This window comes from Streptomyces glaucescens (assembly GCF_002154375.1).
Classification (GTDB): Bacteria; Actinomycetota; Actinomycetes; order Streptomycetales; family Streptomycetaceae; genus Streptomyces; species Streptomyces glaucescens.
Map to the genome: position 1 here is coordinate 1 of NZ_MUND01000190.1, position 16,251 is coordinate 16,251.

Genomic DNA, 16,251 nt, shown 5'->3' on the forward strand with positions numbered 1-16,251 from the left:
ACGGATCCCCGGCCGGTCACCGGTGGGGTGACCGGCCGGGGATCCGTCACCTGTCGAGCTGCACACCGTCCACGAAATTGTCCTCCGGGAAGATGCGCTGGCAGGTGGAGCAGACCGGCTTGTCCTGCGGGACCTTGCCGAGTCCGTCCTTGTGGTTCACCCACTCCAGGGCCCGGGTGAAGATGGTCTCGTCGACCGTCCAGCCGGTGCCCACCAGGACGTTGACCTCGGCGCAGTTGCCGCGGCCGGAGCAGGTGACGGCCACTTCGCCCGTCCTGGTGTTGACGGCTCCCACCCAGGTCTTGTCCTTGAGCTTGCCGGTGGCACCGTGAATGGTGTCCGACAGCAGGCCCTGGGCCTCGGAGACGCGGTCGCCCAGCGACCAGGGACCCTGCGGCGCGCCGCTGCGGACCAGCGGCGGCGGAGTGGGATCCCCCACCGCGCCTCGGGTGCCCTGGGTCGGCGCGAGGTCGGTGACCTGTCCGTTCGAGTCGACCTCGAACCGCGGGGTCTGGGTGCCGCAGTTGTGGACGAGGACCGCCGCGGAGCCCGCCGTCACGTAGTACGAGTGCAGGCCCTCGACGGTGAGGTTGTGCACCCGGGCGGTGCGGTGGGCGGTGTCGACCGCGGTGATCTGGACCCAGGTGCCGGCCGCGGTCTGCAGCCACATGCCCGGTGCCAGTTCCGCGGCCTTGACCCACCGGCCGTAGTCGGGCAGCCAGAAGAGGTGTTCCGCGGTGGCGGTGATGTCGCCGTGCTTGGCCTTGCCGCCCTTGCCGTCCGGGTCGACGGTCAGGGTGACCAGGGGCTCGTCCGTCTGGTGGGAGCGGGTGTCGGTCACCGTGCGGATCTGCACCTGGCCGGACTCCGTGTCGGCGGCGATGACCTGGTCGCCCGGCTTCAGCGACTCGATGTCCGCCGTACTGCCGTCCGCCAGCACCACCTTGGTGCCGGGCACGAAGCTGTGCGGCACGGGGCAGCTGGGCGCCTCGGGCGTGTCCGTCCTGGGAGCGGCCGGGGCATCCGGGGTGGACGGCGTGGACGGGGCCGCGTCGGCCGCGTTGTCCGCGGCCTTGCGGGTGTCGTTGGCCGCGTCAGCCGCCTCGACGCCCTTCTCGACGTACCGTCCGGCCTTGACGGCGGTGGCCGCGTAGCCGGCGAACGGGATGGCCGAGGACATGGACAGGGCGGCGTCGACGTAGTTGCCCTCGGCGGCGTACCAGATGCCGTTGGCGACGTCGGCGACCTCGCCGACCACCGGGACCAGGCCGACGACGTCGAGCGCGGCGTGGCCGATGTCGGACAGGGACAGCCCGAACAGGTGGCCGTCGATCTCGACGAAGCTGATCGGGTTGCCGCCGGCGAAGGCGTACCGGTTGCCGGTGAACGGGTCGGTGGCCAGGGACATGTCCGACAGGGCGCCGCTGTAGGCGTCCCGGGTGAGGAAGCGGTTCAGGCCCGGGTCGTAGTTGCGGAAGCCCATGTCGTACGTGCCGGAACCGGCGTCCCAGCGGGAGGAGTTGTAGCGGAAGGCGTTGTACGCGTCGCCCTGCTCCCCGCCCGCGGAGGGCGGTGCGTCAGCTCCGGTCATCTGGGACTCGTCGGCCGATCCGTACGCCGTGTAGCCGTACGTGGCGCGGGTGGTGCCGTCCTCCTTCGTGATGGCCTCGACGTCGCCGCGGGGGCTCGTGACGTACTGCGAGTACTCCTGGGCGCCGTCGTCCTCGTGTTTGATCTGGGTGGCCCGCTGGCCGCCGGCGAGGTACTGGTAGTCCTTGTCGGCCTTGCCGTCGACCGTCTCGCGCAGGAGCGTGTTGTCCAGCCCGAGGTAGGTGAACGCCGTGGTCTTCCCGTCGGTGCCGGAGGTGGTCTGGGAGACCGTCCGGTCGAAGGGGTCGAAGACGTAGGACGTGGTCACCGCGGCTTCGCCGCTGCCGGCCCGGACCTTCTCGGTGCGGTCGAAGCCGTCGTAGTAGTACTTCTGGCTGGTCCGGCCGCCGGAGCTGACCGTGTCCAGTCGTCCCAGCGGGTCGTAGTTGTACGTGCTGGTGACGCCGTTGGTCGTGGCGGAGAGCAGCCGGTTGCGGTCGTAGCGCTGGGTGGTGGTGACGTCGTCGACGGTCTGCTCGACGACGTTGCTGTTGCGGTCGTAGACGTACGACTCGGTGGCCGGGTCGTCACCCGCCTTGGTGACCTTGGTGATCCGGTCCTGCGGGTCGTAGTCGAAGGTGTAGGTGTTGTCGATGTGGGCCGCGTTGTCGTCGGCGTCCATCAGCTTCAGCACGTCCTTGGAGCGGTGCCCGTTGAGGGAGTACTCCAGGTCGTGCTGGGCCACCACCGTGCCGCCCGACGTCTTCTCCAGGGACCGTTCGACGGACCCGTCGGGGTAGTACGTCATGTCGAGCGTGTTGCCGTTGGGCTTGGTCTGCTGCAGCAGCTGGCCGCGCCCGGTGTAGGTCATGGTGGAGACCTGCTGCTTGTCCGCCGTCGGCGAGGCGGCGTTGATCACCTTCTTGACGAGGTCGCGCTCGTCGTACTCGATCTTCGACCAGCTCAGGTCGTGGGTCGAGGTGAGCGGGTTGCCGTTCTCGTCGTAGGTCAGCGAGGTGGTGTTCTTCAGCGTGGTGCCGGTGAACTCCTCGACCTTGGTGATCTTGTTGAGCCCGTCGTACGTGATCTTGTAGGTGTCGATCTTCGCGCCGGGCGAGTTGTCCTTGACCTCCGTCATGTTGCCGTTGGCGTTGTACAGGTAGGTGAAGTTCTTCCGCTCGTCGTCGGTCTCGCCGGTGGTGGAGCGGACGAGCTTCACGGCGTCGGCCAGGACCGTGCCGTTCGCGGCGTCGGTGAGGGTGACCTTCTGGGGGCCGTCCTCGACGAACGCGTAGGAGCCGAGCGAGATCCACTCACCGGCGTTCTGCGTCTGGTCGACGGTGCGGGTGGCGCTGCCGCCGTCGTGGTCGACGCGGAACTTCGCGTCGGACGCGGCACCCGTCATCCGCGGATGGCGGACGAAGACCTCGTAGGTTCCGTTCCGCGGGATGTTGAGCTGCCAGGAGAACGACGAGGCACCGTTGCCCGCGGGGTGCGAGTAGGTGTCGTAGCCGTACTGCTCCTCGGCCTGGGTGTGCGACCAACTGCCCTGAGTCGCACGGTTGTTGAAGTCCGAGCTGTCGACCAGGACGACGTGCCGGCCGACCGGGACGCCGTCGTCCGAGCGTGCCTTGAGGTTGCCCGACTGGAAGTACTCCCAGGTCATGGTGCGCTTCTGGGAGCCGCCCGCCGAGGTGAGGGTGTTCTCGGTCTGCTGGCCCTGCTCGTTGTACTTGTAGGACGTGGTGATGTCCCACGGATCCTCGGCCGTCTCGGTCCAGCCGTTGTCGTAGTAGGTGTACTTGGTGACGTTGCGGACCGACTGCCCGTCCGACGGCGGCGCGGAGACCTCGCTGAGGTTTCCGACCTCGTCGTAGGAATAGAGCATGGTGTCCGGCGAGGAGTAGCGCGTGTCGTCCTTGTCGAAGGGGGAGCGCTCCTCCTTGACCCGGTTCAGCTCGTCGTAGACGGTTTCCGCGACGAAGTCGGTGTCGTCGTCGGTGGTGGCGACGCCGCGCGGGGTGATCGTCTTCGTCCGGTTGCCGACCTGGTCGTAGGCGTAGCGGGTGGTGCGGTAGGTGATGTCGCCGGCGGCGTTCTCGCGGACCGGGACCTTGGACTCCACCAGGGCGCCGCGCTCGTCGTAGGTGGCGAGCGACTCGTTGCCCTCCGCGTCCGTCTGCGCGGTCTTCAGGCCGTCCTTGTCGTAGCGGACGGAGGTGGCCCATTCGAGCGCGTCGATGGTGCGCACGACCCGGTGGTTCAGGTCGTACTCGTAGCGGGTGGTGTAGTCGTCGGGGTTCGCGGTGGCGTTCTTGCGCGGGTCGACGACCTTCACGATGTTGCCGACTGTGTCGTACGCGAAGGAGGCCTTGTTGCCTTCGGAGTCGACCGCCTCGGTCATCTGGTAGACCGGGTCGTAGGTCAGCGTGGAGGTGTGGTCGCCCGCGGTCGCCGTCCGGTTGCCCTCCGGCGCGGTGACGGTGCGGACGTTGCCGGCCTTGTCGTAGGTGGTCGTCGTCCTGCGGCCGGGGTCGGTGGGCTGGTCGCCCGGCGCGACGGACTCGGTCATCTGGTCGGCCTTGTCGTACACCGACGTCGTCACCGCGCCGTTGGGCGCCGTCACCTTGGTGATGTTGTCGTTCTCGTCGTACTCCGGTGCCGGAGTGACGATGAGTCTGCCCTCGGACTGCTTGTAGGGCTCCCTCTTCTCCAGCGGCCGGCCGAAGACGTCGTAGGTCTGGGTGACCTCGGCGCCCTTGGCGTTGACGACCTTGGTGACGTTGCCCCGGACGTCGTACACGGAGTGCGAGGGGTTGTCGAGGGCGTCGAGGGTGGTCTCCGGGTAGCCGACGGGGTGGTAGGAGCGGTACTCGGTGTCGTGCCCGTTGGCGTCGATCTGCTGGGTGACCTGCCCGTACGCGTCGTACTCGGTGCGGGAGGTGTAGTCGCCGTCGACGTCGGTGGTGGCGACGCCCTTGGGATCGGTGACGGAGGTCAGGTTGCCGCGCGAGTCGTAGCCGAAGCGGTAGGTGCGGCCCTCCGGGGACTTCTTCTCGAAGAGGTCCGCGATGTGGCCGTCCAGGCCGTAGGCGTAGGTGAAGGTCTGCGCCTCGGTGCCGTTCTTGTTGGCCTCGGCGTCCTTCTGCTCCAGCGGGTAGCCGGTCTTCGGGTCGTACCTCCAGGTGGTGACGGCTCCGTTGGGCTCCTCGAGCCGGGTGACGTTGTTGTCGGTGTCCCAGCCCAGCCTGGTCGTCTCCGACTTGGCGTTGGTGACCGCCGTCGGGCGGCCGTAGCCGTCGAGGGTCTGGACGGTGGCGTGGTTCTCCGCGTCCGTCACCGTCGTCTCGATCACCGAACCGGCGGTGCCGTCCGGGTCCCGGTAGACGTATCCGGTGGTCCCGCCCAGGCGGTCGGTGATGGTCTGGGCGTTCCAGTGGAACTTCGGGTCGTCGCCTTCGCTCGGGTAGTAGTAGTCCAGCGAGGTGGCGTTCCCGCGCGGGTCGGTGACCTTGACCAGCTTGGCGTTCTTGTTGCCCTGCTCCATGTCGTACGTGAAGCGGAACACCTTGGGCTGCGAACTGCCCGCGCCGTCGGTCAGGGTGGTGAGCAGACCCTTGTCGGAGTAGTCGAAGGTGACCTTGCGGCCCGAGACGTCGGTCATCGACCTGACGTGGTCGATGATCTTCGGGTTGCTGGTGTCGGCCTTCGTCCAGTAGTCGACCGTGAGTGTCTGGCGCCCGGCCGGGTCGGTGATGTAGGTGAGGAACTTGACCGGCTTGTTGTTGGACTTGCGCTCGGCGTACGTGTACGTCTGCGTGTTGCCGTTCTTGTCGACGATGGACGTCAGATAGCCGTCGCAGTCGTAGAAGAACCGGGTGCGGTCGGGGCGGGTCAGCGACCAGGCGCGCGGGTCGCCGTCCTTGCCGGGCACGCAGTCCACGCCCGCGCCCTGCCGCAGCAGGTAGTGCACGCCCGCCGGGGCCCGCCAGGTGCCGTCGTCCTGCTTGCGGAAGACGTGCTCGGTGCCGTCGCCGTCGGGCAGCGCCACCTGGGTCGGGTTCGGGTTGGGGTGGAAGTCCAGTGCGGCGCCGAGCCGCATGGGCATCGCGGCCTGGGCCGACCAGCCGTGGCCGAGGACCGTGTCGGAGGTGTCCTGCGAGTTGTACGCGAACCGCACGAACGTGGACAGGCCGCGGCCCGGGTTGGAGAACGCGTTGTACTGCCAGACCATGTTGCCCGCGTACAGGTTCGTCATCAGCGACGAGCCGGCGCCGGTGTTCTTGCCCGCGTACGAGTAGAAGTCCTCCAGGCCGAGCTGGTCGGAGGTCGGGTCCTCGGTGCGGACGTTCTGGGCCAGCGGCGGGATGTTCTCCGTGGCGGACAGCCAGGTGCCGTCGGTGGTCCTCCTCAGGTCCCACTTCAGGACGTACTCCAGGCGCTTGTTGCCGGAGTCGGAGTTGATGGGCGCCTTGAGCTTCGCCGGCACGGTGACGGAGTCACCGGGCAGCACCTCGGCGGGCAGCGCCGTCCGGAGCTGGTTGCCGCCGGTGGTGGCGTCGGTGCCGTCCGGCAGCGTCCAGGTGTAGGACAGCTCCCATTCGCCCTGCGCCCAGGTACGGGTCGTGGTGTTGGTGAGGGTGACGTCGACGGTGTACTCGTCGCCGGGGATCATCCGGGACGGCGTGTACGGCGCGAAGTAGGTGTTCTCCGTCGACTTGGACAGGTACGTCACCGCGAGCTGCGGGCGCAGCTGGGACTCCTCGGCCTCCGAGGAGAGGAACACCGTCCGTTCCTGCGGGCCGGCCGACGACTCGTCGCGCAGCCGGATCGCCACACCGTGGTTGCTGTCCGGGTCGGAGATCCAGCCCTGGGCCAGCGAGGTGACGGACCAGCTCTGCCGCGCGGGGTCGTTGGTGACGGTGCCGACGGTGTCCGACACCGTGGCGGTCATGTCACCGCCCGGAGCGGTCCACGACGTGGTGGCGTTCGCCTTGTTCCAGGAGGCGGTGGCCTCGTCGAAGCCCCGGGTCAGGCCGTGTGCCTCGTAGATCGCGCCGGGGCTGCCGGTCGTGGTGGTGAAGCCCCACAGGTCGAGCTGGGCGTCCAGTACCCGGGCGCCCGCCGGGATGCCGGTGACGCCGGGGAACTTCAGCAGGGCACGGGTGGTGCCGTAGGTGCCGGAGTTGTTGCCCACGGACAGCCAGGGGCGGGGTGTGCCGAGGTCGTCGACGGTGTCGTGGCCGGTGGCCGGCTGGGCGGAGGTGAGGGTGGTGTCCTCCTGGCCGGACTGGAGGACGACGGTGGTGCGGCCCGCCTTGGGGAGCCGGACCAGCTGGGTCGCCGACGGCAGGACCTGCCCGGAGCGGGTCTTGACCGCGACCATGTAGTAGTAGGCGTTGCCGAACGGGTCGGCGGAGTCCGCCGGGGTCGGGGTGGCCGTGGTGTCCGTGTAGCTCCGCGTGTCCTTGGACACCGGGGCGACCAGGGTCTGCGAGGACGGCGTGAAGTGCTGGAACACGCTGCGGTGGACCTGGTACTCGACGATGTCGTCGCCCGGCGCGGCCGACGGGTCGGTGTACGCGGGCCAGTCGAGTTCGGCGCCGGTCGCGTGGATCACCTTCGGGGTGTTCGCGTCGACGCCCCGGGTGCCGTAGGTGAGGACCAGCTTGGGGTAGGTGGCGACCTCGCCCTTGTAGGCGTACTCGGACGCCTCGTAGCGGGGGCCGCCCTTGGGGGCGTTCGCGGACTCGTCGGCGGCCTTCACCACGAAGCCGTGGTTGTCGTGGGTGCCGTCCAGCCACTGCTGCACGGTCTTGGTGACCGGGAAGCTGTGCCAGGTGTTGATCTCACCCGCCCGCTTGGTGACGACGCCGCCCTTGGTGAAGCGGACGGCGTCCGCGATGACCGACGTCGAGGTGGAGGCGGGGCCGTCACCGAGGACGACCTTGCCCGTGGTGCCCGCCGTGAACGGGTGGGTGCCGAGGGTCTTCCACGCCCCGCCCCCGCCCGTCTGCTGGTTCACCGTGTACGTCTTGCTGCCGCCGTTGTACGTCACCGTGTACGGCGCGTTCACGGCGCGGTCGGAGGCCGGGACGTAGTGGACGTCGACCTGGTACTCGCCGTTCTCGGGGAGGCTGGGCTGCCAGCTGTAGGTGTCGCCGGCGGTGGTGTCCTTGTTGAAGCGGTAGTCCTGGTTGACCGCGTACTGGGTGTACGCGGTGTTCGTGGACGCCGGCCAGGCACCCTTGGCGGCGGTGGTGCCCAGGTCGCCGTCGTCGACCAGGACGGCGGTGCCGGACAGCTCGCCGGTGAGGTCCTTGGCGCTGTTCCAGGTGGCGCTGGTCTCGCTCCAGGGGGCGGTGGCGCGGTGCGCCTCCAGCCGGACCTCGGTGTCTCCGGTGGTGTGGGTCTGGTCGTAGTACAGCTTGAGTTCGGCCGAATCCAGCCGGGTGCCGGCGGGGACGCCGGACAGGCCGAAGCGCAGCAGGGCGCGGCTGCTTCCGGTGGAGGTGTTGCCGACGGAGAGCCGCCAGCTGCCGTCGTAGTTGTCGGCCGGACCGTCCGAGGAGATCATGACGTCCTCGGACTGCGACGGGGTGGGCGCGAGGGTGATGGTCGGGTCGACCGTCACCGGGTACCGGCGTTCCTCGGCCGTGAGCCACCCGGCGTCCGGGCGCAGGCTCACCGTGTAGGAGCCGTTCCCGCCGGTGAGGATCTGCCGGACCGCGTCGGTGCCCACCGTGCCGTACGGGGATTCGGCGTCCCGCCTGGCGTCGGTCATCGACGGTGCCGGGATGACCAGTTCCGGCCTGCCGGGCCCGGCGCTGTCGCTGTGCAGCGCGATGGCGCCGTTCTCGCGGGACGTGGCGGTCAGGCCGTGGGTGGTGAGCGTGAAGTCGTAGGCCGGGGCCTTGCCGGGCCGGTCGTGGAGGACGATGTCCTCCTTCAGGCTGCCGTTGCCGACGGTGTACCTGAGGTCGACGCCCTTGCCGAAGGCGTCCCGGTAGGTGACGGTGTTGCCGTCCGTCTGCGGGACCAGCTTCGCGGCGTTCCCGGCCGGGTCCTTCAGCCCGAGGGAGACCCAGCGGCCCTCGTCGAGCTGGAAGCGGACCAGCTCACCGGGGCGGGAACCGAAGTAGGTCCGCGCCACGTTGGTGGTGTTGGCCTTCTCGAAGCCGGCGCGGTCGGTGTCGGTGACCGCGGTGTCGATGGCCTTCCAGGTGCGCTCGTCCCCCTTGCCGGTGGCGTAGGAGGTCGGCACGGAGGACACCTCGGCCTGGACGCGGCCGTCGGACAGCTGCCAGTAGCGGGACTGCGGCGTCCTGCGGTCCGTGAGTTCCCTGACGCGCTGGGGTCTGGCGGCTTTCTTCCCCTTGGCGAGGAGTTCGTTGGCGGGGACGTCGGTGTCGGGCAGGTCGGGCGGGGTCGCCCGCTCGCCGTCGTCGTCCCCGAAGAGGTCGCGCAGGCCGTCGGTGAGGCCGTCACCGAGCCGTCCCACATCGGGTGGCGCGGCGAACGCGGGCGTCGTCGGCGCGAGCGTGACCAGGACGGCCAGGGCCGCGCTCGACGCCAGGACCCTGCGGGCCCTTGGTCTGTGCATCGGATTCCCTTCCGAAATCACCGGATGGGTCTGCCGGTTGGCAGACGGCAGCGGAGGGTCTACAGCACATGGACCTGTACATGTCAATCGAGCGGACTATTCGGACATACGCCGGTAATCCTTCGAGCGGGGCCCGCGACCAGGCGTGACCCCGCCCTCCGACGCGGCACGAAGCCCGTCACGGCGTCGAGTTTCGGACACGCCTCAGCCCGTGGGTGCGGCGTCGGCCGGGTCGGGGCTGGGACCGGGGCCGGGCAGACTGCCGGTGCACGTGGCACGCCCGAAACCGCCGCTGGCGGTGGCGCTCTGCAGATGCCGCCCCCGTACGGCGACGGCGCAGCGGGCCTGGCCCCCCTTCTCGCCGAGCACGATGCTCACGACGGGGGTGCGGCCGAGCGGGACGGGCACGGTCGTGCGCCAGGGCAGGGTGGCCGCCTTCACCACGGTCGCCTGCCCCGACTCGCTGCGCGCCTGGTAGGTGATGTCGGCGGTGCCGGTGCCGGTCACCTCGTAGGTGACCGAGGCGGTGGGCACCTCGCGCTTCTCCTTCTCCTCGCCGCCCGGGGAGAGCGCCCCGTACAGCACGAGCCCGCCGCACGCCGCGAGCACCACGGCGGCCGTGATCAGCCCCGCGCGGTCCGGACGGCCGAGCCGTCGCGCACCCCGGCCATCAGCCGTGGCGGCTGCCGACGCCGGAGCCTGCGGCTCCCGAACCTCATCCATCGAATTCCCCCTGGGTCACGGGAGCTTGGAGCTTCCAGAACTCCCCGGACGGCGACAGGGCGGGGTTATACACGACGCGGTGGCCGCGTTCCAGTGTACGGACATATCGGGCACCCGGCCGCGGACCGGATCCTGCGTGACGCCTCGGCGGTCTCCGCCGGCCGCGGGCGTCACAAGGCGACGGTACGGACGTCCTGTCGCGTGGAGTCCCCGGTCGCGGGCCGCGCCTGGGGAGCGGCCGGTCCCCGTTCGAGCATCCGGGTGAGCGCCGCCTGACGGAGGGCAGGCGGTTCCCGTTCCGCGCACTCGGCGGCGTAGAGGCCGATGAGGCCGTGGAAGCGGTGTCGGTGGCCCGGTTCCTCCTCCAGCAGGTGGTGGGCGGCCAGCAGCGAGAGCAGCCTGCGGGTGGTGTCCCGGTCCGTCTCCGCGAGCGTCGCCGCGATCTCGACGGTGAACGGGCCGCCGTGCAGCCCGAGATAGCGGAACATGCGGGCCGCGTCGGCCGGAAGCGCCCGGTACGACGCCGCGAAGGCGCAGCGCATGCTGGCGGCCGCGTCGTCCTCCACCGTGAGCCGGTCGAGCCGGCTGTGCTCGGCGGCGTACTGCTCGACCAGCGTGCTCAGCGGCACCCCGGGGTTGGCCGTCAGCCCGTCGGCGACGATGCGCAGGGCGAGGGGCAGTCCCCCGCAGACCGCCACCAGGCGCCGGACGGCCTCGTCCTGTCCCGCGAGCCGGTTGCCGCTCAGCGCGGTGAGCAGGCGCGCCGACGCGCTGTCGTCCAGCGGCCCGACGGTGAGCAGGTGCGCGCCGTCCCGTGCCGCGAGCCCGGCGAGGCGCTGCCTGCTGGTCGCGAGGACGCAGCAGGAGCCGCGCGGTATCAGCGGGCGCAGCTGATCGGCGCTGTGGGCGTCGTCGAGCACCACCAGCATCCTGCGGCCGTGCAGCAGGCTGCGGTAGAGGGAGGCGCGGGCGGCGAGGCCGGCGGGCATTCGCGTGGTGTCGACGCCGAGGCTGCCCAGGAGCTGTGCCAGGGCCTCCGCCGCGGTCACCGGTTCACCGCGCAGTCCGGTGCCGCACAGGTCCACGTACAGCTGGCCGTCGGGAAAGCGGTCGAGGAGCCGGTGCGCCAGCTGCAGGACGAACGCCGACTTGCCGGCCCCCGCCGGGCCGTCGACCACGGCGACCGGGGTCGTGGCACCCGACCGCGTCAGCTCGTCGTCCAGCACGTCCGCCAGCCGCGCCAGTTCGCCGGCGCGGCCCACGAACCCGCGCGCGGAGGGCGGCAGTTGCCGCGGGCTGGGCGCTGCGGGCAGCGCGATCTCGCGGGGCGCCTCCAGCAGCGTGGCGGTGGCGTCCCCGCCATGGGTGCGCAGCCCCGGGTGACCGCGGAGGATCTGCTGGTAGAGGTCACGCAGTTCGGCGCCGGGCTCGATGCCCAGCTCACTGCTCAGCAGGCGCCGGATCTCGTCGTAGACCCGCAGCGCGTGAGCCTGCCGGCCGTTGCGGTACAGGGTCAGCATCAGCAGCCAGCGCAGTTTCTCGCGCAGCGGTTCCTCGGAGACGGCGCGGATCAGCTCGGGGGCGATCTCCGTGTGCCGGCCCGCCGCCAGCATGTCGGCGGCCCATTCCTCGACGGCGGTGAGCCTGAGGTCCCGCAGCCGGGTGCGTTCCATGGAGGCGAACGGGCCGGGGATCGCGGCGTACGCCTCGCCGCGCCACAGCGACAGAGCCTCCTCGTACAGCCGCAGGGAGGTTTCGGTGTCCCCCTTCGCCCATGATCTGCGGGCCTCGGCGTGGCGCCGGGCGAAGAGCGTGGCGTCCACCTGGTCCGGGTCGGTCCGCAGGCAGTACCCGCCGGACGCGGAGACGAGGACCGCGCTGGCTCCTCTCCTGCTGCGCCCGGGTTCCAGTTCCCGGCGCAGTCCGGCCACATAGGTGTGCACGCTGTTGGCCGCGGAGTGCGGTGTGTCACCGTCCCACAGGGCGTCCACGATGGTGTCGACGCCCACGACGTCGTTGGCGCGGCTGGCGAGCAGGCTGAGCACGGCGCGCTGCTTGGGCGGGCCCAGCGGCACCTCCGTCCCGTCCTGCCAGGCCCGCACCGGGCCCAGGAGCTGTATGCGCAGAGGTGTCCCCGTGGTGGCCATCGGCCAGTCCTCTCCTGAAGTGGTGTTCCGTCCGGTCCTGCGTCGGCTTCTCGCGCATCAGCGCGGCGGTCGCGGTCGGCCCTCCGCCGCGCCGGTGCCGTCGGCCGGTTCGGCCGTACGAGCCACCAGCGACCGGGACACGGACATCAGCTTCTCCCGGGTCTCCTCCAGCTCCCGCTCGGCGCGGGACTGCTCCACCACGCCGGCTCCGGCCCTCAGCCAGGTCCTGCCGTCGCGCGCGTAGGCGCTGCGCAGCACCAGGGCGGCATCCATCGTCCCGTCCTGCGTGACCTTCATGACGGCTCCCGCGTAGGGGCCGCGGGCCTGGCTCTCGTAGCGGGAGATCGCCTCGTAGGCGGCGGGTTTGGGCACCCCGGAGGCCGTCACGGCGGGGAACACCGCGGCGAACGCCTGCCAGGGACCGGCCCCCTCCGGCATCCGGCCCACCACCTTCGACGCCAGGTGCTGCACGGTGCCGCGTTCCTTGACCGTCATGAACTCCGTCACGGCCACCGTCTCCGGTTCGCAGGGGCCGGCGAGTTCGTCGACGGCGACCTTCACCGAGATGGCGTGCTCGTGGAGTTCCTTGGGGTCCGCGAGCAGGTCCTCGCGCAGCTTGCGGTCGAGTTCGGAGTCACCGGTCAGCGCCCGGGTGCCCGCGAGGGGCTGACTGGCGACACGGCGCTCGGGGTCCACTTCCACCACGGTCTCCGGGCTGAACCCGAAGGCGCGCAGTCCGCCCATGCTCAGCAGGAAGGAACGGGTGGGCGAGTTGGCGCGGCGTCCGGCGGCGAAGCTGGCGGGGAAGTCGATCTCCTCCGGTACGGGCACCACCCGGGAGATGACGGCCTTCTGCAGCAGCCCGGCGCGGATGTCCCGGACCAGGGAGGCCACGTGGCGCAGGTAGTCGCCGGCGTCGGCTTCGAGGTCGACGCGGACCGGCCGTCCCGTACCGCCGGCGGGTGCCTCGGCGTGGGTGACGGCTTCCTCCGCGGTCGCGAGGGCCGCGCCGCGCAGACTGCGGATGACGGCCCGGCCGCCGCTCAGCCGCACCTCCGTCTCGGGAACGACCAGGTGCGCGAGGACACCGTCCCGTGGGGCCGCCGTCCCCGCCAGGAGCGGGGCCAGTTCGAACGCGCACCAGCCGTAGGCGCTCCAGTCAGCTATCGGCAGGCCCGCCAGGAATTCCTGGATCCGGTCGAGCGGATTCCCGTTCCAGCGGTCCTCCGTGACCACACCGTCCCGTGTGGTGCGAATACATCGCGGCGTCAGCAGGACTTCGGCCGCTATTCCACCGGCTATGGACCAGCCATCGGGGTCCTCGTACACCACGAAGGTGTCCCAGATTCCGGAGGAGGCGAGTCCGGTTGCGATATCGAGCGGCTCGCGCCTTGTTTCCACGGTGGCTGTGCGGTAATGGACCTTCACACCTATCCCCTGAGTAGGCAGGGCGAAGACGGGCGGGACTGCCAGCACATGCCCCCGCCGGCGCTTCCCCCGAATCGACAGCGCAGCGCTCATTTCCAGCTGTGGAGAATGTTGGGCAGCCGTGGCGGAACCACCCGGGCGGACGGCATCAGGAAAGCGAGCGACCGGCGAAAATCCTGGTCGGCTCACCGCGAGAACCGCTCACCCGGAGCACCACGGAGCGTCGGAGCGGGGCGTCGCCGTCTCGGCCACGCAGGCCAGAACGAGGCACCGGGCTCCGGGAAGATGTCCAGCGGGTCCACCCACTGCACGGAAGAAGGCGCACCTTCGACAGGGTCACCGAATCCGGGTCAAGGCCGGAACCGGCCACAAGAATGTCGCACATCAGATTCCGGATGCGCCCCGCCTGAAGGTTCGCGCGCCTGTTGGGTCACGACCTGAGGCTGCTTTCCCGTTACGACATCAGAAAACGCCGCACCCGCCGCCAGACCCCCGATAGGATTCGCCCCCCGACCGATCCCCGCGCCGGAAGTCAATCCGCCTGACATCAGCGGACCGAGTCCCGGTGAATCCCCTGAACAAACCTCCAGTCAAGGTTTGGCCGAGCATCTGCCCTCCAGCTTTTTTATACTCGTAAGCTGTGCGCGCAAGGTCACAGTAGCGGCTGAGTGACCGATTGTCACCCCCTGGACTGACAGGTAGAGCGGCGTCCTGAGAAGAGAAATGAAGGCGCGCGCATTCCGTGTCCCGTCGGACGCGGGGAGCCCGAGCCTCCTTGACCGTTGAACCAAAGGCAGGCATTCCTCACCGGGTGGGAGCCGGCCGTCGAACGCCGAAGGGCGGAGCCGTCCGGTCGACGGCTCCGCCCCTGGCGACGTCACACGCCGGCGGGTGATCAGTCCAGCAGGAGCTCGGGGGAATGCAGCTCCAGCCAGGTGTGCAGGTCGAGCACCCGCTCCAGACCGGCCCGTACCGCCACCGTCATGCCCGCCGGATCCTGGGCCACGACGGCTTGCGCCCACGCGCGGTCGACCAGGGCGAAGACCTGCGCGTCCGGCGCCGCGATCAGCTCCTTCACCTGCTGCTGCAGAATCGCCGCGTACCCGGGATCCTGCGGCGACGGGTACGGGCTCTTCACCCGCTCCACCACCGATCGCGGCATCACATGGGCCGCGGCCTGCCGCAGCAGGCTCTTCTCCCGGCCGTCGAACGTCTTCATCGCCCAGGGCGTGTTGTACACGTACTGGACCAGCTCGTGGTTGCAGAACGGCACCCGCACCTCCAGCCCGACCGCCATCGACAGCCGGTCCTTGCGGTCCAGCATGTTGCGCACGAACCGCGTCAGATGCAGATGGAAGACGGAGCGCATGCGCCGCTCCAGCTCGGACTCGCCGTCGAGGTGCTCCACTTCGGCCAGGGCCGTCGCGTACTGGTCGGCGGTGTACGCCCCGACGTCGAGCCGCTTCCGCAGCCCCGGCTCGATGTGGTCGGTGCGGGCCGCGAGGCTCAGCGGCGGGATGACCGCCATCCACGGGAAGGTCTGGACGCGGGTCAGCGGCTCGTGATGGAACCAGGGGTACCCGCCGAACACCTCATCCGCCGACTCCCCCGACAGCGCCACCGTCGAGCGTTCCCGGATCGCCTTGAACAGCAGGTAGAGCGAGCTGTCGAGATCGCCGAAGCCGTTCGGGATGTCCCGGGCGCCGACGGTCGCGCGCCGCACCGCGGGATCGGAGATGTCGGCCGGGTTCAGCATCACGTCGTGGTGATCGGATCCCACGTGCGCCGCGACGTCCCGCACGAACGGCGAGTCCGGCGTCTCGCGCATCTCGTCCGGGACGAAGTTCTCCTCCTGGCCGGCGAAGTCCACCGAGAACGTACGCACCCGCTCGCCCCGCAGGGCCAGCCGCTCGGCCGCCAGGCCGGTGATCGCGCTGGAGTCCAGTCCGCCGGAGAGCAGGACGCACTGCGGGACGTCCGAGATCAGCTGCCGGTCGACGATCCCGGTGAGCATCTCCCGCACCCGCGCCACCGTGTCGTCCCGGCTGTCGGTGTGCTCGGCGGCCCGCAGCCGCCAGTAGGTCCGCTCCCGGAGGCCGCGGCGGTCGACACTGATCAGCGTGCCCGGCAGCATCTCGTGCATGCCCTTGTAGAGCGCCCAGCCCGGCGTCTTGGTCTGCGCGAACAGCTCCCGCAGCCCCTCGGTGTCGACCACCTTGCGCGCCAGCGGGTTCGCCAGGATCGCCTTGGGCTCGGAGCCGAACAGCACACCGTCCGGCGTCGGGTAGTAGTAGAGCGGCTTGATCCCCATGCGGTCGCGCACCAGCAGCAGCTTCTGCTCGCGCTCGTCCCAGACCGCGAACGCGTACATCCCGTCGAGGTGGTCGACGAGGCTCTCGCCCCACTCCAGGTAGCTGTGCAGCACGACCTCGGTGTCGCTGTCCGTCTGGAACGCGTGCCCGAGCGACGTCAGCTGCCGGCGCAGTCCCTGGAAGTTGTAGGCCTCACCGGAGTACACCAGGGCGACCTCGCCGGCCGGTGTGCTCACGCTCATCGGCTGCGTTCCGCCGGGCAGGTCGATGATGGCCAGGCGCCGGTGGCCGAGGCCGACATGGGTGCGCACGAAGGTGCCCCGGCCGTCCGGCCCGCGGCAGGCCATGGTCTCGGTCATCGCATCGAGCGTGTCCCCCCGGTGCGTCAAGTCGGCGTCGAACGACACCCATCCCGCGATCCCGCACATTTCACAACCCCATTTCCCTA

General features: G+C 70.2%; 5 protein-coding genes. All 5 read right to left on the minus strand.

The features are described from left to right. Positions 1-46: 46 nt before the first annotated feature. On the minus strand, positions 47-9,193 hold the full coding sequence (locus CCN42_RS14025) for a golvesin C-terminal-like domain-containing protein (protein ID WP_086735861.1): 9,147 nt from the start codon (positions 9,191-9,193) through the stop codon (positions 47-49). A 204-nt stretch (positions 9,194-9,397) separates the two neighbouring features. Further along, entirely contained in the window at positions 9,398-9,916 is a 519-nt protein-coding gene (locus CCN42_RS14030) for a hypothetical protein (RefSeq protein ID WP_245877273.1), read from the minus strand. A gap of 170 nt (positions 9,917-10,086) precedes the next feature. Further along, positions 10,087-12,063, minus strand: coding sequence for an AfsR/SARP family transcriptional regulator (locus CCN42_RS14035; RefSeq protein WP_086735862.1), 1,977 nt, complete (start codon positions 12,061-12,063; stop codon positions 10,087-10,089). A 57-nt stretch (positions 12,064-12,120) separates the two neighbouring features. Next, complete coding sequence (locus CCN42_RS14040) at positions 12,121-13,464, minus strand: salicylate synthase (RefSeq protein ID WP_245877274.1); 1,344 nt, start codon at positions 13,462-13,464, stop codon at positions 12,121-12,123. A 922-nt stretch (positions 13,465-14,386) separates the two neighbouring features. Then, entirely contained in the window at positions 14,387-16,231 is a 1,845-nt protein-coding gene (gene asnB / locus CCN42_RS14045; protein WP_086735866.1) for an asparagine synthase (glutamine-hydrolyzing), read from the minus strand. Positions 16,232-16,251 lie beyond the last annotated feature (20 nt).